This is a genomic window from Stappia sp. BW2 (genome assembly GCF_008107695.1).
Taxonomy (GTDB): domain Bacteria; phylum Pseudomonadota; class Alphaproteobacteria; order Rhizobiales; family Stappiaceae; genus Roseibium.
Map to the genome: position 1 here is coordinate 791,863 of NZ_VIRG01000066.1, position 22,147 is coordinate 814,009.

Consider the following 22,147-nt stretch of genomic DNA (forward strand, 5'->3'; position numbering starts at 1 on the left):
CTTTTTAGTCCCACCTGGATCGCATTCCCTCTTCTGTCTGATTGATGACCGTTACGTGGCGAATGCGGCGAGATACAGGCATTCGCGCCTTTTTCCGCCAGTTCAATTGTTAATTTTTAGTCACAATGCCGTAGCGGCAACGGCTTTGGCGCTTAACCCGGCGACCCTGCCCTCACCATCCAAAATGTCTGTAGACAACATCGTCAGGCTCCGGTCTCGGCGCATCCGCATCCAGAATAGCTCCCAGTCTTTCGGCTAGACGTGCCGAACGGCTGTTGTCCGCGTCCATGTAACTGACCAGGGACGGCAAGTGCCGCTCCTGCTGCGCCCAGTCACGAAAAACCCTGGCCGCTTCAAACGCGTAGCCCATGCCTTGCGCATGTTCATAGACAAACCAGCCCAGCTCGTGCTCGGGAAAAAGAGGCCCGTGATTGATGCCGACCTGGCCGAGAACCTCGCCCGAGCCACGCGCTTCCATCATCAGTGCGCCGTGTCCCATCAACTGCCATTGCGCAACGTCGTGGCAGAACATGCCCCATGCGGCAGACCGGGACATCGGGCCGCCCATGTATCGGGAGTGCTCGGAAGCCATCAGCGCTTCATATGCCGGCCAATCCGACATGGTCATCGGCCGCAAGATCAGTCTTTCGGTTTCAAGTGCGGGTATCACCGGGTTTCTCCCAGAGTTTTCGGGGGGCGTTTTCAGGGGCGCTTTCGGGCGTCTCACACGCGGTGATAAGGGTGTCCGGACTGGATCGTCATGGCGCGGTAAATCTGCTCCGCCAAAAGAATACGGGCGATCTGATGCGGCCAGGTCATGGCGCCGAGCGCCAGTTTCAGGTCCGCCCTGCCCAGAACTTCCTGGCCGTGACCGTCCGCCCCGCCAATGGCAAACACCACATCGGGAACGCCTTCGTCCTTCCAGGCTTCCAGTTTCTGGCTGAAGGCGGGGCTGGTGAGATTCTTGCCGTTCTCGTCCAGCACCACAAGCCGCGCACCTGCATTGAGCGCAGCAAGAATGCCCCGCGCCTCTTCCGTCTTGCGGTCGTCGGCGCGCTGTGCACGGCTTTCAGGCATTTCAGTGAGGGCAACTTCGGTAATGCCGAGGCCGCGGCCGCTCTTGCGGGCGCGGTCGATATACCGGTCGAAAATTTCCTTGTCCGCACCGGCTTTCATTTTACCAATGCAGAAGAGCGTAAAGCGCATGTGTCCCTGCCGGAGATCGTTCCGGTGAAAAATCTGCCCGACAGCAGACGGAGGCCCGTTTCAGGGCCTCAATGCCGGCTCAGCCGATGTAATGCGGTGCCGCATCCTCTTCCGGTGCCCACATCTTCTCCAGATTGTAGAAACCGCGAACCTCCGGACGGAAGATATGCACAATCACATCACCCGCATCGATCAGCACCCAATCGCAGATGCTCAGACCCTCAACCGTTGCCGTTCCGGCGCCGGCCGCTTTGAGATCTTTCACCAAATGCTCGGCAATCGCGCCCACATGACGATGGGAGCGGCCAGACACGATTATCATGTAATCGGCCAGCGAGCTTTTGCCTGCGATATCGAGAGTAACAACGTCCTCAGCTTTGGAGCCGTCAAGACTGGTGAGGACCGTATCGAGGAGGTCTGCCGCAAGTTCTTTACCTACGGAAGCCTGCAGAGGAGAGGACATGTCTGCCCGCTCACTTTCAAAGGTCATGGTCAGGTGTTATGCCTTTCGCCGTTTATGCCGTCCCGCGCCCAACGTCGTCACGAACTGAAACGTTCGACTTTGCACGTCACCCGTTTTGGATGCAGGACCGGTTGACCGTACCTCGGCCGCGCTCATCGCGACCATCGCTATAATATCGCTTCCCGATTGGCATTTTCAAGACAAGCGGGAAATCTTGCCAAATCTGCCCGTCACCGCTTTTGCCCCAGACGCAGATCGGTGGACGATGTCCGGTCCAAAGGCGTGTGTAAAAAGGTCCAGACAGGCGCCGCCATTTCCGGCAAAAGCGCTGCGTCTTCTTCGGGAAGCCTATATTTTTCATAGGCTTTTGCCATGGGGGAGGACATGACCGATAGCGAGGCTCCCGGGCGGTCCACAATGGCAATCGGCACCGAGCCGACAATCGAGCGCCAATCCTGCCAGCGATGGAAGCCGGCAAGATTGTCAGCCCCCATGACCCAAACGAATCGGACAGATGGCCGCATCTGGTGCAGAGCGACGAGCGTTCTAGCGGTGTAGGGCGTTCCCAGCACCTGCTCGAAGGCTGTCACTTTCATGCGCGGATGGTCGGCAAGGTCAGCCGTCAGGCGCAGCCGCCGTTCCAGCGGTGCCAGCTCAGAATGGCTCTTGAGCGGGTTGCCGGGCGTTACCAGCCACCAGATCTGATCAAGCCCCAGCCGCTTCAGCACGGTCGACGCCACAAGCCGGTGACCGGAATGGGGAGGATTGAAAGAGCCGCCGAAAATGCCGATGCGGTTGCCCGGCTCGGCATGGGGCAGCTTCATCCAGTCGCTATCCAGTCCTGCGCCAAGACTCAAGGCACTCATACAGACGACCTCACGATGGCCGTCACGGACGGATCTGGCCGGTGCCATGCACCTTGTACTTGAAGCTGGTCAGCTGCTCGACGCCCACGGGCCCGCGTGCATGCATACGCCCGGTCGCAATGCCGATCTCCGCCCCCATGCCGAACTCGCCGCCATCGGCAAACTGGGTCGAAGCGTTGTGAAGCACGATGGCCGAATCCACTTCCCGCTGGAAACGGTCGGCGGCGGCCTGGTCCTCGGTCACGATGCAATCTGTGTGATTGGAGCCATAGCGCGCGATGTGGTCCATGGCGGCATCGAGATCCGCAACCACCTTCACCGCGAGGATCTTGTCCAGATATTCTGTCGACCAGTCGTCCTCGCTTGCCGGCACGATGTTTTCGCAGATATCGCGCACAATCGCACCGCCGCGGATTTCGCAGCCCTTTTCCTGAAGCGCTTTCACGATCACCGGCAGATGGCTGTGGGCCACGTCTTCATGCACCAGAAGCGTTTCAAGCGCGCCGCAGACGCCGGTCCGGCGCATCTTGGAGTTGACGACCACCTCAACGGAGGTCTCCAGATCTGCAGCCTTGTCGATGAAGATATGCACAAGGCCTTCCAGATGGGCGAATACGGGAACGCGCGCTTCACTCTGCACGCGCTCAACCAGGCTGCGCCCGCCGCGCGGAACGATGACATCAAGATTGCCGCCAAGGCCGCGCAGCATTTCGCCAACGGCAGCCCGGTCAGTCACCGGCACCATCTGGATCGCCTCTTCCGGCAGACCGGCCGCAACAAGACCTTTCTGCAGGGCCGCATGGATCGCCCGGTTGGAATTGATGGTATCGGAGCCACCGCGCAGCACGACCGCGTTGCCGGCTTTCAGACACAGCGCCCCTGCATCCGCAGTCACATTCGGGCGGCTTTCGTAAATCACACCGATGACGCCAAGGGGCGTGCGCACGCGCTCAATCTTCAGGCCGTTCGGCCGGTCCCAGGCGGCGATCACGCTGCCGACGGGATCCTCCAGCGCAACGATATCCTCAAGGGCCTTGGCAATCGCCTCGATCCGCTCATCCGTAAGCGTGCCGCGATCCAGGAAAGATGCCGTCTGCCCGCCTGCCTTCATCGCCTCGATATCGAGCCGGTTGCCTGCGAGAATATCCGGTGCTGCGGCGCGAACGGCCGCAGCCATTTCGCGCAAGGCCGCGTTCTTCTGGTCTGCTGGGGCAACGGCAAGAATCCGGCTGGCAGCACGGGCACGCTGCCCGATCTCTGTCATCAAGTCCTCGATCGACTTTGCCTCGACTACTTCCAGCATACTCACTTGCTCCCGTTTCGCGGCGTTCACCACCGCCAGTCCTGACGCGTTTTAACGCGTTCCAGATCAAAAGACATCCACCGGATCGCTCAAACTTCGTCGAGCGCAGGCAGTTCCAGAACCAGATCGTCCCGGTGGATCATTTCCGCTCGGCCCGGATAACCGACGATGGCTTCGATTTCCCGGCTGTTGCGGCCTGCAATCAGTTGCGCTTCATCGGCATCATAGGCAATCAGACCCCGGCCGATAATCCGGCCTTCCGGGTTGAGCAATATCACCGCGTCACCGCGCGAGAAACTTCCCGATACAGAGGTGACCCCAGCTGGCAACAGGCTCTTGCCGGAGGTCATAGCCCGGACGGCACCTGCATCCAGCCGGATTTCGCCGCGCGGCTCCAGATGACCGCCGATCCAGGCCTTGCGCGCACTGGAGGGAGAGCTGAGCGCGGGAAACCATGTCCCACGAGCGCCCTGGTCCAACCGCTCAAGCGGATTGAGTTCCTTGCCGGAGGTAATCACCATCGACGTTCCGGCAGTGGTTGCGATCTTGCCGGCATCGATCTTCGTCTTCATGCCGCCGCGCGAAAGCTCCGAACCGGCGGATCCGGCCATGGCCTCGATTTCCGGGGTAATGCGCGGCACTTCGGGCAGAAACACCGCATCGGGATCCTGCTGCGGCGGTGCGGTGTAAAGCCCGTCAATGTCTGACAGCAGGACCAGGCAGTCGGCGCTGGCCATGGTGGCGACACGCGCCGCCAGGCGGTCGTTGTCGCCATAGCGGATTTCGGACGTGGCCACGGAATCATTTTCGTTGATGATCGGCACGGCCCCGAGTTTCAACAGGGTACCGATGGTGGCGCGGGCGTTGAGATACCGCCGCCGTTCTTCCGTGTCACCGAGGGTGAGCAGGATCTGACCGGCCTTCTTGCCGTGCGCGCCAAGGGCATCCGCATAGGCCTGCGCCAGCGCGATCTGACCGGCAGCCGCCGCCGCCTGGCTTTCTTCAAGCTTCAGCGGCCCACCCGGCAGGCCGAGAATGCCCCGGCCAAGCGCGATCGAGCCGGAGGAAACGAGCAGCACCTCCGCTCCGCCATCGGACAGCCGAACCACATCGGCAACCAGCGCATTCAGCCAGTTGCGCTTGAGTTCGCCCTTTTCGACAAGAAGGGCGGAGCCGATCTTGACGACGATCCGGCTGTAGTCTTTCAGACTGCGAGACATCAGGGATGCCAGCCCTCTTGCTCGGGTGCAGGCACCTGGTTGGCTTCGTCTTCCTTGTCCTTGTCGATGGCGCGCACGATCATGCGCAGCGCACGGTCGACATTGAGACCGCTGGCCGAGGACAGGATCAGAGGTTTCTGGCCGCAGGCCTCTTCAAGGCTGGCCGCCTTTTCGGCAATCAGATCCTCGTTCAACGCGTCGCATTTGCTGAGCGCCACGATTTCCGGTTTCTCCATAAGACCCGCGCCGTAGGCTTCCAGCTCGCCGCGCACCACCCGGTAAGCTTCGCCGGGATCTTCCTGGCCGGAGCCGTCCACCAGATGAAGCAGAACCCGGGTGCGCTCGACATGGCCAAGGAATCTGTCGCCAAGGCCCGTTCCCTCATGAGCGCCCTCGATCAGGCCGGGAATGTCGGCCATGGCGAAGCTGCGGCCGTCGATCTGAACGATGCCGAGATTGGGGTGAATGGTCGTGAAGGGATAATCGGCGATCTTCGGCTTGGCAGCGGAAACCGTTGCCAGGAAAGTGGACTTGCCCGCATTGGGCAGACCGACGAGACCCGCATCGGCGATGAGCTTGAGCCGCAGCCAGATCCATTTCTCTTCGCCCTCAAGGCCCGGGTTGGCCCGGCGCGGAGCCTGGTTGACGGACGATTTGAAATGGGCATTGCCGAAGCCGCCATTGCCGCCCTTCAGAAGCATCACCTTCTGGCCGATCTCGGTCAGGTCGGCGATCAGCGTCTCGTTGTCTTCCTCGAAGACCTGGGTGCCGACGGGAACTTTCAGCACGACATCGCCGCCATGGGCACCGGTGCGGTTGCGGCCCATGCCGTGAATGCCGGTTTCGGCCTTGAAATGCTGCTTGTAGCGATAGTCGATCAGCGTGTTGAGGCCGTCGACGCATTCAATGATGACGTTGCCACCCTTGCCGCCGTCACCACCATCGGGACCGCCGTATTCGATATATTTCTCGCGTCGGAACGACACACAGCCCGCACCGCCGTTGCCGGAGCGCACATAGACCTTGGCCTGATCTAGGAATTTCATTTTCTTTTTCTCTTTTCGTCCTGTTTCAGGCCGGACCCCGGTTGGATCACTGGCCGTTCAGAAAGTCTGTTCGTGTCAGCTCGGTGCGGATGGCCGGCATCGTACAGCCTCGTGACACACTGGCACAGCCCACTTCCCCTACTTCGCGGAAGCCCAATTTCCGGGCAATGCCAAGCGAAGCCGGATTTTCCGTCATGGCTTCGCAGGCGACCAACTGGTGATCGGTATTGCCGAACAGCCAGACGACCGCCGCCCGCGCTGCTTCACTCATATATCCCTTGCCCCAATAGAAGCGCCCCAGCCAATAGCCGATCTCCGGGGTCTCCCGCAACTTTTTGAAGCTGACACCGCCGATCATCTCGCCCTGGCAATCGATCTGAAATCCGAGTTCCTCCGCCTCCCGCCAGTTCGACCAGCGCTCTGCGGAACGTGCCAGATAGGCCCGGCCCTGTTCCAGATCGTAGGGATAGGTGACCCGCGACAGCATCTTGGCGACATCATAGTCGCCCAGAAGCTCGGCGCAGCGGTCCAGATCCTCCGGACGCGGGGCTCGAAGGATCAGACGCTCCGTCTTCAGAACGGGCAACATCACGCAGCTTCCTTGCGCGCGTCGAAATCGGCCCGTACCAGGCGCACGATGACATTGGAAACCCTGCGATCCAGTGCCTTGGAGAACCGTTCCGTCATGGCGTAGGGCTTGAAACCCATTTTCCGCAACAGACCGCGAGAGCGGAAGTTGTCCTCGAAGGCGCGTGCGGCGACGGCATCGGTCTCATATGCTTCGAACGCCCAGCCGAGCGCGGCCTCGACCGCCTCGCTGGCATAGCCATGGCCCTGGAAGGCGCGGCCGAGCCAGTAGCCAAGTGTCGGCACGTTCGGCAGATCGTCCAGATCGCCCGGAGGCTCGATGGCGACCACGCCGATGAACACCCCGCCAAGGGTGATGGCGAACAGCGCTTCGGTTTTAAACGGATCCTTGCCGACGACGGTCTTCAGATAGGCTTCCGCGGTTCCGTCCTCATAGGGCCAGGTGAACGACGTCATCCAGCGGGCGACCTCGAAATCCTTGCCCGCCAGGGCGACCATGGCTTCCGCATCGGACATTTCGACCGGTCGCAGGATCAGGCGTCTCGTTTTCAGTTCCGGCAACATGCTCATCGTCCCTGCCCCCATCTTTTCAATGACTTCCAGACGGCCCGCTCCAGCGTATAGCGCTCGATGGGCACCGAGCCACCCGCCCCGAGAGAGCGGATCATGGCCTGGTCGCGATACTGAAATCCGGATTTGACGAGCACCCGGCGCGATGCCGGATTGGTGACCCGGCAGGATCCCTGCAATTCGCCAATGTCGTGATAGGTGAAGGCGTGGTCGACGAGCGCATGAACCGCTTCGGTTGCCAACCCCTGCCCCCAGAAGGGCTCACCCAGCCAATAGCCGACATGCACGGGGCCGCCGGACTCGACATTGGCATACCGCGTGATGCCGATCAGCCGACCGGTTACCTTCAGGCGGATGGCAAAGGTTGCGGAATGGGGCTGGTTGATCGCGGACTTGGCGACCAGCGACCGGGCATCGTCCAATGTGAAGGGATGCGGCATGGTGGAAAGATTTGCCGCCACTTTCTTGTTGTTGGCCAGAAATACCATATCGGCCAAATCGTCCATACGCGGTTTGTCGAGCCGCACACGAACCGCTTCCTGCGGCAATGGAGCCGCAGCAAGACTGCTTTCGTCTAATAAACCGTCACTTTCAACAACCATCATTTCCTCCAGCCAAAACAAATCAAGGGAGAGATGGCGCCCCATCTCCCCCTTGGATCTTCGACTGGCCGGATGTTGGCCTGTCTCGAATTGCCGGGGTCTTACGGGACGCCGGCGTTTCGAAACTTCACGTCGGCTTTACTCCGCTGCTTCCGCTACCGGGAGCACGTTAATGTAGGTTCGCTTGTTGGCTTTCGCCTGGAACTCTACCTTGCCTTCCACGGTCGCGAAGATGGTATGGTCCTTGCCCATACCAACGCCGGTGCCCGGGTGCCAGGTAGTGCCGCGCTGACGCGCGATGATGTTGCCGGGAATCACAGCTTCCCCGCCGAATTTCTTGATGCCGAGACGGCGGCCAGCTGAGTCGCGGCCGTTGCGGGACGAGCCGCCTGCCTTTTTATGTGCCATCGTTAGAACTCCTCGTTCTTCGAATACTTGTTAGGTTTAGGAGCGGCGGCTTAGTTGCCAGCCAGTTCCTTCGCCTGCTCAACCCAATTACCGCGTTCGAACTTGCCCTTCAGGCCAGTTTCTTCTTCAACGCGTGCGACATCGTCAGCGGACATGTCTGCGATCTGAGCGAAGGTGGTGATGCCAGCCTCGTTCAGTTTCTTCACAGCAGCCGGACCAGCGCCGTCCAGCTTCTTCAGGTCGTCGCCGCCTTCTGCTGCTGCAGCCGGTGCGGCTTCAGCGGTTTCTTCAGCCTTCGGCGCTGCCTTCTTCGGCGCTGCCTTCTTGGCCGGCTTTGCACCACCGGTCAGGATGTCGGTCACCTTGACGAGGGTGAACGCCTGACGATGGCCGTTGCGGCGGCGGGAATTCTGACGCCGGCGCTTCTTGAAAATGATAACCTTGCGGTTACGGCCCTGTTCGACCACTTCAGCAACCACGGAAGCGCCTTCCACAAGCGGAGCGCCAACGGTGGTGTCTGTGCCATTACCGACCATCAGAACCTCTTCAAAGGTGATGGTGCTGCCGGCTTCGGCTTCGAGCTTTTCGACCTTCAGAAGGTCATCGGCGGCAACAGTGTACTGCTTGCCACCCGTTTTGATCACTGCGAACATGTCTCGCACGTCCTTCTTTTCGTTTTTGACACACCGGAACGGGCTGTTACACCATCGAACCGGCTGCTTTTCAGGTCGAACCGAGGCGCCTGTCCCTCCAGGTCTTGAATCCTGGCTGACAAGTCTTTGTGTCGGGTTGAGCGTGAAGCTTTGAAAGCCCGGCAGGCCTTGAACGACAAACAGAACTCGAAAAAGCGAACCTTTTCGAGCTCGCGCAATATAGTCGGCCCGCATTCGTTGTCAAACGGAAATCTGGCCTTTTTGCCGCAAAACCGCTTGTTTTTCGAATCCCATGCGCCGCGCATTCGCGGCGGGTTCTCTCAGCGTTCATCGCGATTGCCGCAAACGGGAAAACGTTAATCCGCCTCACCGGCCGTTATCGGGGCAGGCTCGCATCAGGTCAATCCGAATCTCCACGATGCTCCCTCCAGCCCTTTCCAGAAAGCTCTTCCACACAGCTCTTCAACGGGCGCACCCGCTTCCATAGCTGGTCAGATCATGCCTCGGAACCAGACAAACCGGGCGAAAACGCCCCCAATCCACAACCTGAAAAAAGAACTCATTTCCGGGCTTGCAGGGCGCGCAGAGTGTGTCTATGTTCCGCGCCACTTGAGACCCGTTTATCGCAAGTGCCGCGGAGAGGTGCCGGAGTGGTTGAACGGGGCGGTCTCGAAAACCGTTGAGCGCGCATGCGTTCCGGGGGTTCGAATCCCCCTCTCTCCGCCATTTTTCATAAAGCAGACGTGTTAGCGAACCCGCTTGCGGGATCAGAGCAACGCGCTTGTACTTACAGGCCTGACCTAAGTTGAGTCGACCTTACTGTCGGGCGGTTCTCGGGCGAACTGGTTTCAAAGTGATTGCACCATCAATCGCGGGTTTGCGGACTTTGCCACCACTCAGTGTGTGTCAGCTTCCAGCATCTTTGCGGCCAACACTGATGACATGCTGTCGATCCAGCCCCGCTTTAATGATCGGCCTCTCAGCTACTAAATCGAAGCATCGGGCGATACTCGGAAACCTATGCCTAAAACCGTCTTGGTCCGGATACCAAGATGCAAGCATCACAAGATAGGTATCCGCCACGCTATGACGTGGTCCCAAACAGTACGGACCATTTGCGTCTAAATGCTCCTCAAGCGGCGCCCAGACTTCACCCAACAATTCGACTGCTCTGTCTCGGATGTTTTGTGCGTTGCTCGCATCTGTGGAGTAGCGCTCAGGATAGTAGTAGCGCTTATATTGATCCTGAACCGATGTCGCCAAATAGATCAGTGTTTTGAGAAACAGGGGGCGGTCAGGATCACTGGGCCCGGGCGCAATTTCGGAAAGCTGGTGCAGATCGGCCAGGAAAAGACAGATTGCTGACGCTTCTGTCATCACCGTTCCGTTCTCCAACTTTAGCGCCGGAATCTTTCCGCTTGGATTTATGGACAGATATTCTGGCGACCGATGCGCGCCTCGGGATATATCGATTTCAACGATATTGTGCATAAGTTCGGCTTCTTCCAGCACCATTTGAGGCGCAAAAGACGCGGTGCCGATGCAGGAAAAAAGCGTCAACATTAAAACACTCTGACTGGTGAAACGTCGCTGCGCAAGCTGGTCAATCATTGAACAGATGGGACGACAGAAATGGACTCATAGCTGCCAGTTGGACGTACGGTAGCTAGTCGATGGCCGAAGCGGATAGTTCCAACTAATCTCGAATATAATCCATACCCAAATCCGAGAAGGCGTTTAAAACCACTTCCCGATCCTCAAGTTCTTTGAATAGATCGTCAAAAAAGTTCGCATCCCTCTCTCTCCGCGTTTCCCCATATATCGACGAACCGCTAGCGTTTGATGAGGGTCATCTTCATCACAGGTTTCTTCGGCGGCTGATTAGACAACGATTTCCTTCAGTACAAAGATCTTTATCTCGTCCTTAGTGACCAGGACCTCAGAAACAATCGCCCTTAAATAAGATTTGGCGACCGGGGCTTTTATGTCGGACAGCCGCTCCCTTATGCGAGCGGCAAAGATTTCCACCTGTTCCCTGGAGGGTGTTGGGGATTTTTCCGAAACGTTTAGGGTGTGGAACCATAAATGAAGACGAAATGGTTTAGGCGGATTGGTCTTCCTCAAGGCACGGAAGCGCAGGAAATGAGGCTTTGGGTGGTGGCCCCGTTCTGCGCGGCAACCTGCGAAAACCTTGAGTCGGGGTCTTCCGTTACGGGGCCGTTGTGCGTGTGGCCCACATCCCGTCAGGAACTGTCTCCTGCTTGCTCTCTGGCCATAAGAAGGCAAACCCGCTTCGCGCGCGCCTGCCCGCTTCATGCCACTCCGTCGTTCTTCATGGGGCGAGGCCCTAAACGCTTGTCCCCAGCTTGACCTGGACATTGAGGCGGGAAGCCGCGCCTTGGAGGTGCGTTGCCATGGCTTCGCGGGCGGATGTCCTGTCGCCTGCTTCGATTGCCGCAAGCACTCTGCTGTGCTCTTTCTGGGTGATCTCGACCAGATCGCCCTTGGCGTAGCTCTCCGACGTGGCTCGCGTGGTTTCCTTCAAGCGCGAGGAAATGTAGCAGATGATCGTAAAGAGATAGGAATTGCCGGCAGCCTTGCCGATTGCCCGGTGAAACACCGCATCAGCTTCCAGCCGCTGTTCGTTGAACTGCTTGTGCCCCTCAAGCACGGCGACTGCCGCGCGCATCTCCGCAAGATCCTCCGCATTCCGGCGCAAGGCGGCAAGGCCCGCAGCCTCGATTTCCAGAAGCCCGCGCAATTCGAAGAGATCTGCCAGATTGCCCGATTTTTCGAGCGATCTGATGTCGACACGGAAGGTTTCGCGTTCCGAAACGGGCTTGACCACGGCTCCACGGCCCTGGCGCGATTCAATGATACCATCGGAGCGAAGCCGGGCGATGGCTTCACGCACCACGTTGCGGCTGACACCAAATGTTCCGGCAAGGGCGTGTTCGGTGGGCAAGAGATCGCCGGGCATCAGTTCGCCGTCTTGTATCTTTGCCATGATGTCCGCGGCAATGCGGTCAGGCAACAGCGACGACCGGCGCACTTCCCGAGACTCCACCATGCCTGTTTCTCCTTGCATTGCCGTAGCGTTCTTCATGTTATCAAGCGGCTTAATGCATCCATAAGACAAGCTTAGGCACTTGTCGAGCCAATCGGCATTACGGTTTCAAACGGCAGAAAGCTGCCATTCTCATTGTTTGAAGAAGGTCGGACTTGTGCGATTGCGGAGGAGCCTGCCAAACGCACGCGCTTACAAGGCCCTAAAGCGCGTAGATTACCTCGGCCGCGCGCACAGCTGCGGAAGCCCGGTTCTCGACGCCAAGTTTGACGAAGATCTGCTCCAGATGCTTGTTCACGGTGCGCGGCGACAGGCCCAAAATTTCGCCTATATCCTTGTTGGACTTGCCCTTGGCGATCCAGATCAGAACTTCCGCCTCGCGCTGTGTCAGTTCAAAGCTGCCCTGAAGCGCCTGAACCTGACCGGCTTCATCTTCCGCAGTCACGCGGAACAGGTTCTCATCCGGACCGACGCGGCCAAGCGGGTGAAGCTGCACCGCAAGGTTTTCAGACAAGCCGAGCATGAAACTCTTGCGCCGCTCTCCTGTAGCCTGCTGCCCATCCAGCCAGTCCCCCAGCGCCTGACCCAAACGAAAAAGACTGGTTTCGGCAGCACCTGTCTTTGCCAGCAGATTGTGGATTTGCGGTGTCGACCACAGGACCGTCCCTTCCTGCGATACCGCCACCAGATGCCGGCCGGCAGCGTCCAGCGCCACATGGGCGCTTTGAACCGAACGGGCATTCTTCAGGTGCACCTTGATCCGCGCCTTGAGCTCATCGACGTCGATCGGTTTGGTAAGGAAATCGACGCCGCCCGATTCCAGCGCCTTTACCACATGCTCCGTCTCGGACAGCCCGGTCATGAAGATAACCGGCACATGCTGAAGTGCCGGGTTTTCCTTGATCTGACGGCAAGTTTCGAAACCGTCGAGACCCGGCATGACCGCATCCATCAGGATCGTGTCCGGCGTCACCTTGTTGCAGATATTGAGCGCGGTCTCGCCGCTGGTCGCCACCAGAACGGCCACCCCAGTCTTTTTCAGAGCTTCGGTGACGAAGCCGAGCGTTTCCGGGCTGTCGTCGACCACAAGAACCGTATCGCGACGATCATCCGTCATGTGTTTCCAATTCACTCAAGACGTTTTTGTAAGCATCGAAATCGAACCGGGCGAGATGGACATTCAATGCATCGATCAGGGGCAGATTTTCCGGCGTTTGCGCCAACTCGTTCAGCTTGGCCTCAATGCCTTCCACATAACCGATCTCGGCAAGAGAGAGCAGATCGGCGACGTGATCGGCACCTGGCGATTTCAGGGGATCCTTTCTGGCAGGTTCCCGGGTGCGTTCGACCGGCAGTTCGGTCCACACAATCCCCATGTGTTTTTGCAGCAGGTCGTAAAGCTGGCCGATGGCGAACGGCTTGGCAAGCGTGGCCGAATGATGCGCCGGTCCGTCCGGGCGCAGAGCCTTGTCACCGATGTTGGCGGACAGCATGATGATCGGCGCGGTCGCGCCTCTGTCCCGCAGCTCCTCAGCAAGCTCCCAACCGTTCATTCCCGGCATCAGGATATCGATCAGGTAGAGATCCGGCCGAAGCGGTTCTACGGTTTCAAGGCAGGCCCGGCCCGTCTCCGCTTCGACAACGGCGAATCCGATGGGTTTCAGGATATCGCAAACAAGAGACCGGTGATCCGGATTGTCGTCGATCACGGCAACCGTTTTCCGCTCGCCCTTATAGCCTCGCACCTGTCTTTCCAGGCGGATCGTATCGACGGGTCTGTCGACAGCCGCCAGCATCAGGCGCACTTCGAAGGAGGCGCCCTCGCCCGGTTCGCTGGACAGTGCGATAGCCCCGCCCATGGTTTCCGTCAGAAGCTTGGTGATGGTCAGCCCGAGGCCCAGTCCCGGCGTCTTGGCACCATCCGCGGCCTTGCTGCGGCCGAAAGGTTCGAAAATCTTGACTTGCTCATCAAGCGCGATACCCGGTCCACTGTCCGACACGACAAAGCAGGCCACTTGCGAACGGTAGCTGACGGCAAGCGAAACGGTGCCTTTGGTGGTGAACTTGATCGCGTTGGACAGAAGATTGACCAGGATCTGCCGCAGGCGCTTTTCATCTGTTCGCACAAAGACCGGCAGGTTGGGCGCACGGGCATAGCTGAAGCCGAGCCCCTTGGCCGAGGCCTGCATGCGGAACATGTCGACAATCTGATCCAGAAACTCGTGAATGTTGATCTCGTTGGAATAGATCTGCAACCTTCCGGCTTCGATGCGCGAGATATCCAGAAGACCATCGATCAGCCCCGACAGATGCTCGGCGCTGCGCCGGATCGTGCTGACGGCAGGCTTGCGGGCTTCCGGCACGCTGTCATCGTGCTCCAGCACCTGCGCATAGCCCATGACCGCGTTCAGCGGGGTTCTGAGTTCATGACTGAGACCAACCACATAACGGCTCTTGGCAAGATTGGCCGCCTCGGCATCTTCCTTCGCCTTCTGCAGGGCTGCGTCGGTGACACTGTGGGCATCGATTTCCTTTTGGAGCAGCGCGTTCTGGCGCATGGATTCTTCCTCAGCGACCCGGCGCGTGTCGTGGGCCAACACCAGAAACCAGCAGGCAATGCCGACGACGATGGCGAAGACGAAGAAGATCAATAGAACCGTCTGCCCGATAATTCCGGTCGGGTCTCCCAGACGGTTCTCCGCCTGGGCGTAGATGATCCAGAGCACCAGACCGATTGCCGCATTCGACAGGACGGAGATGAGCGCGTAGCGCCCCAGCCGGGATCGCAGGAACGCCATTGCCTTTTCCGGCAGAACATGCCCCGCGACGGTGCCGACCTGATAGGACAACCGCGCCTTCGGTTTGCAGCTGTCGTGACAGCGCGCGTCGAGAGAACAGCACAGCGAACAGATTGGAGACTGATAAGCCGGGCAATAGGCCATGTCTTCCGGTTCGAACGGGTTTTCGCAGATCGAGCAGGCGATGTGTTCCTTCGACTGCCAGCTCTGGCGCGGTTTGCGCGCGAGATAGAACCGTCCCCTGGTCGCATAGGCGATCAGGGGCGCAGCCACGAAGGCGATGGCCATGGCGAGGAAGGTGGCCATCGCCTCGGCAGTCTCGCCGAACTCGCCAAAGTGCGCCGCAAGAGCAAACCCCGCAGCCAGAAGCATGGCCCCGGTGCCGACGGGGTTGATGTCATAAAGATGCGCGCGCTTGAACTCGATGCCCGGAGGCGACAGCCCCAGCGGCTTGTTGATGAAGAGATCCGCCGAAATGGCCGACAGCCAGGCCATTGCAATGATGGAAAAAACGCCGAGGGTTTCCTCCAGCAGCCGGTAGATGCCGAGTTCCATCAGCAGCAGGGCGATGCCAACATTGAAGACCAGCCAGACAACCCGCCCCGGATGGGAATGGGTGAGGCGCGAGAAGAAGTTCGACCAGGCGAGCGACCCGGCATAGGCGTTCATCACGTTGATCTTGAGCTGCGCCACCATTACGAAAGCTGCCATCAGCAGAAGGACCACGGTTTCGTTCGGGATCACGTAGCCAAAAGCAATGGCGTACATGCGCGACGGTTCGTCGGCATGCTGAACCGGAACACCGTGGGACAGCACAAGCACCGCCAGAAACGATCCGGCAATCATCTTGGGAGCGCCGAGAACGACCCAACCAGGCCCAGCCAGAAACAGGGCAAGCCTGTGTCTGCGCCGGGCAAAATCCTGCGCCGGCAGAAACCGGAGAAAATCCACCTGCTCACCGATCTGGGCCATCAAGGCCAGGATGACGGCAGACGCCGCACCGAAGCTGACCAGATTAATACTGTCCCAGCCGCCCACTGTGGTGCGCGGGGCCTGCGTGACCGGGTCAATGCCGGAAAAAGTCAGCCACTCGCCAACGGCCTGCCAGTCGGTGAAGGCGATGAAGACGAACGGCAGGATGTTCAGGATGATCCAGAAAGGCTGGGTCGCGAGCTGAAAGCGGCTGATCCAGGTAATGCCGTGGGTGACCAGCGGAATGACCGCAACAGCGCTGACGACATAGCCCAGCCACAAAGGCACACCGAAGGCAAACTCCAGCGCGCTCGACATGATGGAAGCTTCAATCGCAAAGAGTATGAAGGTGAAGCTGGCATAGATCAGCGACGTGACGGTCGACCCTATGTAGCCGAACCCGGCACCGCGGGTCAGCAGATCGATATCCACGCCGTAGCGCATGGCATAGCGGCTGATCGGCAGGCCAACGATCAACAGAACAAGGCTGCCAACCAGAATGGCCAGGAAGGCATTGGCCGTTCCATGGGACAAGGTGATCGCCCCGCCGATGGCTTCCAGCGCCAGGAAAGAGATCGCGCCGATGGCTGTCTGAGAGATTGCCCGAGAGGAGAAACGGCGCGCGCTCTTTGCGGTGAAGCGCAGCGCGTAGTCCTCAAGCGTCTGGTTGTTGACCCATTTGTTGTACTGACGACGAACAGGCAAGATGCGCTGGCGGGCTCTCATGCCACTGCCTCTTCATTAAGCAATCGACCGTTTTTCAAGCACAATACCCGCAAAGCAACAAGGCTGAAGCCCAACTCAACCGCATTCCAACCGACAATTGCAGAACAGCAACAATTGTGCCGGAAATACAATCTGCACATTTCCGGCCCCAGGGAACAATTGCCTTGTCTGCGACTATATCCGCTTGCCGGTTCTGGACAGCTTCCAATACTGGCCTGAGAGGTTGGCACAGTTGGTGAGGTGCGGCATGTTGTTGTTGGCACCGCCATTGAAGACATCCAGACACATGGATGCGCCCCGGAACTGCGTTGTCAGTCTGCTCCAACCGCCCTGACGTGTTACTTTCCAAAACTGGCCGGAGTAGTCGGCGCATTGTGTAAGATGCACCTGATTGTTTCGCGCCCCGCCGTTGAAAACGTCCAGACACATGTTTGCCCCCCGGAACATCGTTGTCAGCTTGTAGTATCCGTCCCCGGCAGGCTGGAAACGCCAGTACTGACCGGAGAGATCGGCACACCTGGCAAGGTGGGTCATGTTGTTCTTCGCGCCGCCGTTGAAGACATCGAGACACATGTCGTCACCACGAAACTGGGTGGTGAGGCGAAAGTAATATTGAGGATCAACCGATTGTGCGACGGCAGCCGATCCGAACGTTCCGAAACCCAGAATCCCTCCAAGAATCAAACCCAGCACAACCTTCTGAAATCGTGACTTTACCCAAAGCATTTCGTGTCACCCAAAAATATTAAATTGAAGATTTTCATCTGACGCGCATGTATTTTTCGACAATATACTTACCCCGGCACGCACCAGGCATTCAAATTTCCTATCAGAATTTACCAGCAACTACCACATAAGGATTCCAGTTCGCGCAAACACCAAAGAAGTTGACCGGAATTCATTCAACAAGGGCACTGCATGAGGCCCCTCTGCACGTATTTTCACCACGGGTGCCTGACGAATTCTCCTGGATGCAGCCCTGACACGCCTACTGCAACGAACAGGCTGTTTCGGAGCGAGGTGATGTCCCGAAAGACCGCTCAGGGCGGAGGCGTTTCCTGTTCGGACCGCTGAATCAGATCTCAATCGAACTGCGTGCCAATACACGCGACTCAGGCTCGATCAGGTCCCTGTGGGTCGGGAGTTACGTCAAACGACGTATGTTGCAGTGCGTCGTTTCCGGCGCACGATCCATCCCCGACGGCGCCGCTCCTTCCGGGGCCCGCCTTGCACCGGCCGGGAACCGGTGCCGTGACCAAGGGGAAAATCACATGAAAAAGACATTTGCCAAACTCGCACTCGCAGGCCTGATGGCTTCCACCATTGCAGGTGGCGCGTTTGCGGAGGATGACACCATCAAGGTCGGCATCCTGCACTCGCTGTCTGGAACGATGGCCATCTCCGAAACGACCCTCAAGGACGCCATGCTGATGCTCATCGAAGAGCAGAACAAGAAGGGCGGCCTCCTGGGCAAGAAACTCGAAGCTGTTGTCGTCGACCCGGCTTCCGACTGGCCGCTGTTTGCTGAAAAAGCGCGCGAGCTGATCGAAGTGAACGGCGTCGATGCCGTCTTCGGTTGCTGGACGTCCGTTTCGCGCAAGTCCGTTCTGCCGGTCTTTGAAGAACTCAACTCGCTGCTATTCTATCCGGTTCAGTACGAAGGCGAAGAATCCCAGCGCAACGTCTTCTACACGGGCGCTGCACCGAACCAGCAGGCCATTCCGGCTGTCGATTACCTGATGAACGAAGAAGGCGTCGAGCGCTGGGTTCTGGCAGGCACCGATTATGTCTATCCGCGCACAACCAACAAGATCCTGGAAGCCTACCTGAAGTCCAAGGGTGTTGCCGACGAAGACATCATGATCAACTACACGCCGTTCGGTCACTCCGACTGGCAGACGATCGTGTCCGACATCAAGACCTTCGGCTCGGCCGGCAAGAAAACCGCCGTTGTTTCCACCATCAACGGCGATGCCAACGTTCCCTTCTACAAGGAACTGGGCAACGCGGGCATCAAGGCAGAAGACATTCCTGTGGTCGCCTTCTCCGTGGGTGAAGAAGAACTGGCCGGTCTCGACACGGCACCGCTCGTCGGCCACCTTGCCGCCTGGAACTACTTCCAGTCCGCCGACACCGAAGCCAACGCAGAGTTCATCGACGCATGGCACGCCTACATCGGCGACGACAATCGCGTGACCAACGACCCCATGGAAGCTCATTTCATCGGCTTCAACATGTGGGTCGAGGCTGTCGAAAAGGCCGGCACGACCGATCCTGACGCAGTGATCGATGCAATCGTCGGCGTTTCCGTTCCGAACCTGACCGGCGGCTACTCCGCGATGATGCCGAACCACCACATCACCAAACCGGTGCTGATCGGTGAAATCCAGGACGACGGCCAGTTCGAAACCGTCTGGGAAACCTCCGGTCTCGTCGTTGGCGATGCCTGGTCCGACTATCTGGAAGGCTCCAAGGACCTGATCTCCGATTGGCGCGCACCGCTTTCCTGCGGCAATTTCAACACCGTCACCGGCAAGTGCGGCGGTTCCGGGTCTTAAGGGAGGACACGGAAATCGGACGGGTCTTACGAGACCCGTCCCCTTCTTCCCCCGGTTTTCGAACCGGAAAGGTTTGCCTGGAGACAAGCTCCCAGCTCTCCCCTCCTCCTGCGGAGGACCACAAGGTCCATCTCGAAAGGTGGGCGGCAAACCCGGAAGCAAGTGGCCCATCCTTCGAGACGCCGCACTGCGGCTCCTCAGGATGAGGTCGTCAGGTGAAAGCTCAAAACACCGGTGGACACGATGTCCTTGATGAGATCCTTCCTACTGCTCCTCAGCCTCGCTGCCAGTCTGCTCGCCACGCCGGCTTTGGCCCAAAGTGATGCTGCGACGCTCCGTCCGCTGATCAACGAACTGGCCAAGGGCAAATATTCCGAGACGGAAAAGCAGATCGGCGCGCTGGTCGCGACCGGCGATCCACAGGTCGCACCGGCCCTCGAAGCGCTGAGTGACGGCGACCTTTACGCGCGCAAGGCCGATGGCGAGGTCTTTATCATCAAGAAGGCCGGTAAGGCCTACACCTTGATTGATCCGCTGACCATGGAAACAGCCGGTGAAGCTTCCAAGCGCGAGATCAAGAAGATCAAGGTCAACAACAGCCTGCGCCGGGTGATCCGGTCCGCTCTCGGGTCCCTGACCCTGATGGCGCCCGATCCGGCGGTGCGGATGGCGGCAGCGGAAGCCATTTTCAAGGCGAAAGACCCGGACGGTATCGAGGCGCTGGATGCCGCCATTGCCGCTGAAGCGGACGACGGCGTGCGCAAGAAGATGGAAGAAGCCCGGGCTGCGGCGGTCCTGAATTCAGACATGGACGAGGCAGCAAAACTTCAGGCGGTCTCGACGCTGGGTACAATGGGCAATCGTGATGCACTGTCGCGTCTGATAGCCGTGCAATCCTCGTCCGAAGGCGCCTTGCGCGAAGCGGCGACGACGGAAATCACCAAGATCGAGAAATCCATCGCGGCCTGGGATGCCGCGCAGAACATCTGGTACGGCCTGTCTCTTGGCTCGGTTCTCCTGCTCGCCGCCATCGGCCTTGCCATCACCTTCGGTGTCATGGGCGTCATCAACATGGCGCATGGCGAGATGGTGATGATCGGGGCCTACGTCACCTTCGTGGTTCAGGAGTTCATTCGCTCCTCGGCGCCCGGCCTGTTCGAATATTCTCTTTTCATCGCCCTGCCGCTTGCCTTCCTCACCTCGGGACTGGTGGGCGTTGCCATCGAGCGCGGCGTCATCCGCTGGCTGTACGGTCGCCCCCTGGAAACGCTGCTTGCGACCTGGGGCATCTCGCTGGTGTTGCAGCAGGCGGTGCGCTCGATCTTCGGCCCGACCAACCGGGAAGTCGGCAATCCGGACTGGATGTCCGGCGCCTTCGAGATCGGCCAGATGACGATCACCTATAACCGCATGTGGATCATCGTCTTCGCGATGCTGGTTTTCGCCGGATTGATGCTGGTCCTGAAGAAAACCCCGTTCGGGCTCTATACCCGTGCCGTGACGCAAAACCGGCGCATGGCGGCCTCCATGGGCATCCGGACACCGTGGATCGACGCCCTCACCTTCGGGCTCGGGTCCGGCATTGCCGGGATCGCCGGTGTCGCGCTGTCGCAGATCGACAATGTCTCGCCGAACCTCGGCCAAGGCTACATCATCGACAGTTTCATGGTCGTGGTCTTCGGCGGTGTCGGCAACCTGTGGGGTACGCTGGTGGGCGCCATGACGCTTGGCGTGGTCAACAAGTTCCTCGAACCCTATGCAGGAGCCGTGCTCGGCAAGATCTTCGTGCTCGTCTTTATCATTCTCTTTATCCAGAAGCGTCCAAGGGGGCTGTTCGCCCTCAAGGGCCGGGCAGTTGAAGCATGATGTCCTCCTTTCTCTTCCGCGCCATGGATGCCCGAGCGGGGCTCTTCCTCGCCATCATGGCAGCCGTGATTATCCTGGTGCCAGCCTGCAATCTGCTCCTGCCCGAGGGGTCTACCTTTCACGTGCCGAACTATGCGGTCACGCTGATGGGCAAATATCTGACCTACGCCCTGCTGGCGTTGGCAGTGGATCTGGTGTGGGGCTATTGCGGCATTCTCTCGCTCGGTCACGCAGCCTTCTTCGCGCTCGGCGGCTATGCCATGGGCATGTATCTGATGCGCCAGATCGGCACCCGCGGCGTCTATGGCGACCCGATCCTGCCGGATTTTATGGTGTTCCTGAACTGGGGTGAATTGCCCTGGTACTGGTACGGCTTCGACATGTTCTGGTTTGCAGCGCTTATGGTGCTGCTGGTGCCGGGCGTGCTGGCCTTCGTCTTCGGCTGGTTCGCCTTCCGCTCCCGCGTGACCGGCGTCTACCTGTCGATCATCACTCAGGCCCTCACCTATGCGCTGCTGCTTGCCTTCTTCCGCAATGACATGGGCTTCGGCGGCAACAACGGCCTGACCGATTTCAAGGACATTCTCGGCTTCGATATTCAAGCCGACACGACCCGTGCCGGCCTGTTTGCAGCCTCAGGCCTGGCACTGGTCCTGTGTTTCCTCATCTGCCGGGCGATCACCCGATCGAAACTTGGCAAGGTGCTGGTGGCCGTGCGCGATGCGGAGAGCCGGACGCGCTTCCTGGGCTATCGTGTGGAACACTACAAGCTGTTCGTCTGGACCCTGTCCGCCATGATGGCCGGTATTGCCGGTGCACTTTATGTACCGCAGGTCGGGATTATCAACCCGGGTGAATTTGCGCCTGCGAACTCCATCGAGGTGGTGATCTGGGTCGCGGTCGGCGGACGCGGAACACTGGTTGGCGCCGTGCTCGGCGCCGTGCTGGTCAACTTCGCCAAAACCTGGTTCACCGCCGCCCTGCCCGATATCTGGCTGTTTGCTCTTGGTGGCCTCTTCGTGGTCGTGACCCTGTTCCTGCCGAAAGGCATCGTCGGCATCGTTTCCCAGGGCTGGACAGCCTTGCGGCAACGCAAGATCTCCGAAGATTACGAGGCAGGGTCGGACGAGCCACCAAGCCAGGCACCGCAGTCGCCCGCCTCACCGGCCAATGTCAGCCCGAAGACATCCTCTTCGACCCTGCCGGCGGATGCCGAGCCCCAACCTGCGGAGTAA

General features: G+C 59.2%; 20 protein-coding genes and 1 tRNA gene. 4 read left to right on the top strand and 17 right to left on the bottom strand.

Going from position 1 to position 22,147, the window contains the following annotated elements; all coding sequences use genetic code 11:
- Nucleotides 1–172: 172 nt before the first annotated feature.
- The 12 genes from FMN63_RS15150 to FMN63_RS15205 form a co-directional block, all read right to left on the bottom strand.
- Nucleotides 173–670, bottom strand: a complete 498-nt coding sequence (locus FMN63_RS15150) for a GNAT family N-acetyltransferase (protein WP_148584775.1) — start codon at nucleotides 668–670, stop codon at nucleotides 173–175.
- A 53-nt stretch (nucleotides 671–723) separates the two neighbouring features.
- Nucleotides 724–1,206 (bottom strand): 23S rRNA (pseudouridine(1915)-N(3))-methyltransferase RlmH, encoded by a 483-nt coding sequence (rlmH, locus tag FMN63_RS15155; RefSeq protein WP_148584776.1) that lies wholly within the window; start codon nucleotides 1,204–1,206, stop codon nucleotides 724–726.
- Between the two features lie 79 nt (nucleotides 1,207–1,285).
- Nucleotides 1,286–1,669: a ribosome silencing factor gene (rsfS, locus tag FMN63_RS15160; protein WP_148585596.1), complete on the bottom strand. Its 384-nt coding sequence runs from the start codon at nucleotides 1,667–1,669 to the stop codon at nucleotides 1,286–1,288.
- Nucleotides 1,670–1,899: 230 nt separating this feature from the next.
- Nucleotides 1,900–2,535: a nicotinate-nucleotide adenylyltransferase gene (locus tag FMN63_RS15165; protein WP_286192650.1), complete on the bottom strand. Its 636-nt coding sequence runs from the start codon at nucleotides 2,533–2,535 to the stop codon at nucleotides 1,900–1,902.
- A gap of 22 nt (nucleotides 2,536–2,557) precedes the next feature.
- Nucleotides 2,558–3,868, bottom strand: a complete 1,311-nt coding sequence (locus FMN63_RS15170; RefSeq protein ID WP_286192651.1) for a glutamate-5-semialdehyde dehydrogenase — start codon at nucleotides 3,866–3,868, stop codon at nucleotides 2,558–2,560.
- Between the two features lie 59 nt (nucleotides 3,869–3,927).
- A complete protein-coding gene (proB, locus tag FMN63_RS15175; protein WP_148584778.1) occupies nucleotides 3,928–5,058 on the bottom strand; it encodes a glutamate 5-kinase in 1,131 nt (376 codons plus the stop codon).
- The gene (obgE, locus tag FMN63_RS15180) at nucleotides 5,058–6,104 is read right to left on the bottom strand and encodes a GTPase ObgE (protein ID WP_148584779.1); all 1,047 of its coding nucleotides are present in this window, start codon (nucleotides 6,102–6,104) and stop codon (nucleotides 5,058–5,060) included. The genes proB and obgE overlap by 1 nt, the downstream gene beginning before the upstream one ends.
- A gap of 46 nt (nucleotides 6,105–6,150) precedes the next feature.
- The gene (locus tag FMN63_RS15185; protein WP_148584780.1) at nucleotides 6,151–6,693 is read right to left on the bottom strand and encodes a GNAT family N-acetyltransferase; all 543 of its coding nucleotides are present in this window, start codon (nucleotides 6,691–6,693) and stop codon (nucleotides 6,151–6,153) included.
- Nucleotides 6,693–7,262, bottom strand: coding sequence for a GNAT family N-acetyltransferase (locus FMN63_RS15190; protein WP_148584781.1), 570 nt, complete (start codon nucleotides 7,260–7,262; stop codon nucleotides 6,693–6,695). Before FMN63_RS15190 ends, FMN63_RS15185 begins: the two co-directional genes overlap by 1 nt.
- Entirely contained in the window at nucleotides 7,259–7,864 is a 606-nt protein-coding gene (locus FMN63_RS15195) for a GNAT family N-acetyltransferase (RefSeq protein WP_162855035.1), read from the bottom strand. Before FMN63_RS15195 ends, FMN63_RS15190 begins: the two co-directional genes overlap by 4 nt.
- Before the next feature lie 138 nt (nucleotides 7,865–8,002).
- The gene (rpmA, locus tag FMN63_RS15200) at nucleotides 8,003–8,272 is read right to left on the bottom strand and encodes a 50S ribosomal protein L27 (protein ID WP_006933726.1); all 270 of its coding nucleotides are present in this window, start codon (nucleotides 8,270–8,272) and stop codon (nucleotides 8,003–8,005) included.
- Between the two features lie 50 nt (nucleotides 8,273–8,322).
- Nucleotides 8,323–8,925 carry a 50S ribosomal protein L21 gene (locus tag FMN63_RS15205; protein WP_148584783.1) on the bottom strand — a complete coding sequence of 201 codons (603 nt, stop codon included), beginning with the start codon at nucleotides 8,923–8,925 and terminating at the stop codon, nucleotides 8,323–8,325.
- A gap of 636 nt (nucleotides 8,926–9,561) precedes the next feature.
- Between FMN63_RS15205 and FMN63_RS15210 the strand changes: the two genes are divergently transcribed.
- Nucleotides 9,562–9,651: transfer RNA gene (locus tag FMN63_RS15210), tRNA-Ser, on the top strand.
- Nucleotides 9,652–9,831: 180 nt separating this feature from the next.
- Here the strand turns inward: FMN63_RS15210 and FMN63_RS15215 are convergent.
- From FMN63_RS15215 to FMN63_RS15235, 5 genes are all read right to left on the bottom strand, one after another.
- Nucleotides 9,832–10,488 (bottom strand): glutathione S-transferase family protein, encoded by a 657-nt coding sequence (locus FMN63_RS15215; protein ID WP_162530050.1) that lies wholly within the window; start codon nucleotides 10,486–10,488, stop codon nucleotides 9,832–9,834.
- Between the two features lie 784 nt (nucleotides 10,489–11,272).
- Complete coding sequence (locus tag FMN63_RS15220) at nucleotides 11,273–11,995, bottom strand: FadR/GntR family transcriptional regulator (RefSeq protein ID WP_162530051.1); 723 nt, start codon at nucleotides 11,993–11,995, stop codon at nucleotides 11,273–11,275.
- Between the two features lie 199 nt (nucleotides 11,996–12,194).
- On the bottom strand, nucleotides 12,195–13,109 hold the full coding sequence (locus tag FMN63_RS15225) for a response regulator transcription factor (protein ID WP_148584788.1): 915 nt from the start codon (nucleotides 13,107–13,109) through the stop codon (nucleotides 12,195–12,197).
- On the bottom strand, nucleotides 13,099–16,488 hold the full coding sequence (locus tag FMN63_RS15230) for a hybrid sensor histidine kinase/response regulator (RefSeq protein ID WP_148584790.1): 3,390 nt from the start codon (nucleotides 16,486–16,488) through the stop codon (nucleotides 13,099–13,101). The genes FMN63_RS15225 and FMN63_RS15230 overlap by 11 nt, the downstream gene beginning before the upstream one ends.
- A 174-nt stretch (nucleotides 16,489–16,662) precedes the next feature.
- Nucleotides 16,663–17,172 (bottom strand): RICIN domain-containing protein, encoded by a 510-nt coding sequence (locus tag FMN63_RS15235; protein WP_162530052.1) that lies wholly within the window; start codon nucleotides 17,170–17,172, stop codon nucleotides 16,663–16,665.
- 587 nt (nucleotides 17,173–17,759) lie between these two features.
- On the opposite strand from FMN63_RS15235, the gene urtA reads away from it, so the two are divergent.
- From urtA to urtC, 3 genes are all read left to right on the top strand, one after another.
- Nucleotides 17,760–19,046 carry an urea ABC transporter substrate-binding protein gene (urtA, locus tag FMN63_RS15240; protein WP_148584793.1) on the top strand — a complete coding sequence of 429 codons (1,287 nt, stop codon included), beginning with the start codon at nucleotides 17,760–17,762 and terminating at the stop codon, nucleotides 19,044–19,046.
- Nucleotides 19,047–19,289: 243 nt separating this feature from the next.
- The gene (urtB, locus tag FMN63_RS15245; protein WP_148584795.1) at nucleotides 19,290–20,912 is read left to right on the top strand and encodes an urea ABC transporter permease subunit UrtB; all 1,623 of its coding nucleotides are present in this window, start codon (nucleotides 19,290–19,292) and stop codon (nucleotides 20,910–20,912) included.
- On the top strand, nucleotides 20,909–22,147 hold the full coding sequence (gene urtC / locus FMN63_RS15250; protein ID WP_148584797.1) for an urea ABC transporter permease subunit UrtC: 1,239 nt from the start codon (nucleotides 20,909–20,911) through the stop codon (nucleotides 22,145–22,147). The genes urtB and urtC overlap by 4 nt, the downstream gene beginning before the upstream one ends.

What these genes read in the sequence shown, in the direction of transcription:
- rlmH (WP_148584776.1), bottom strand. Translation starts at nt 1,206, where the DNA reads ATGCGCTTTACGCTCTTCTGCATTGGTAAAATGAAAGCCGGTGCGGAC.
- rsfS (WP_148585596.1), bottom strand. Translation starts at nt 1,669, where the DNA reads ATGTCCTCTCCTCTGCAGGCTTCCGTAGGTAAAGAACTTGCGGCAGAC.
- FMN63_RS15165 (WP_286192650.1), bottom strand. Translation starts at nt 2,535, where the DNA reads ATGAGTGCCTTGAGTCTTGGCGCAGGACTGGATAGCGACTGGATGAAG.
- proB (WP_148584778.1), bottom strand. Translation starts at nt 5,058, where the DNA reads ATGTCTCGCAGTCTGAAAGACTACAGCCGGATCGTCGTCAAGATCGGC.
- obgE (WP_148584779.1), bottom strand. Translation starts at nt 6,104, where the DNA reads ATGAAATTCCTAGATCAGGCCAAGGTCTATGTGCGCTCCGGCAACGGC.
- FMN63_RS15185 (WP_148584780.1), bottom strand. Translation starts at nt 6,693, where the DNA reads ATGTTGCCCGTTCTGAAGACGGAGCGTCTGATCCTTCGAGCCCCGCGT.
- FMN63_RS15190 (WP_148584781.1), bottom strand. Translation starts at nt 7,262, where the DNA reads ATGAGCATGTTGCCGGAACTGAAAACGAGACGCCTGATCCTGCGACCG.
- FMN63_RS15195 (WP_162855035.1), bottom strand. Translation starts at nt 7,864, where the DNA reads ATGGTTGTTGAAAGTGACGGTTTATTAGACGAAAGCAGTCTTGCTGCG.
- rpmA (WP_006933726.1), bottom strand. Translation starts at nt 8,272, where the DNA reads ATGGCACATAAAAAGGCAGGCGGCTCGTCCCGCAACGGCCGCGACTCA.
- FMN63_RS15205 (WP_148584783.1), bottom strand. Translation starts at nt 8,925, where the DNA reads ATGTTCGCAGTGATCAAAACGGGTGGCAAGCAGTACACTGTTGCCGCC.
- FMN63_RS15215 (WP_162530050.1), bottom strand. Translation starts at nt 10,488, where the DNA reads ATGTTGACGCTTTTTTCCTGCATCGGCACCGCGTCTTTTGCGCCTCAA.
- FMN63_RS15220 (WP_162530051.1), bottom strand. Translation starts at nt 11,995, where the DNA reads ATGGTGGAGTCTCGGGAAGTGCGCCGGTCGTCGCTGTTGCCTGACCGC.
- FMN63_RS15225 (WP_148584788.1), bottom strand. Translation starts at nt 13,109, where the DNA reads ATGACGGATGATCGTCGCGATACGGTTCTTGTGGTCGACGACAGCCCG.
- FMN63_RS15230 (WP_148584790.1), bottom strand. Translation starts at nt 16,488, where the DNA reads ATGAGAGCCCGCCAGCGCATCTTGCCTGTTCGTCGTCAGTACAACAAA.
- urtA (WP_148584793.1), top strand. Translation starts at nt 17,760, where the DNA reads ATGAAAAAGACATTTGCCAAACTCGCACTCGCAGGCCTGATGGCTTCC.
- urtB (WP_148584795.1), top strand. Translation starts at nt 19,290, where the DNA reads ATGTCCTTGATGAGATCCTTCCTACTGCTCCTCAGCCTCGCTGCCAGT.
- urtC (WP_148584797.1), top strand. Translation starts at nt 20,909, where the DNA reads ATGATGTCCTCCTTTCTCTTCCGCGCCATGGATGCCCGAGCGGGGCTC.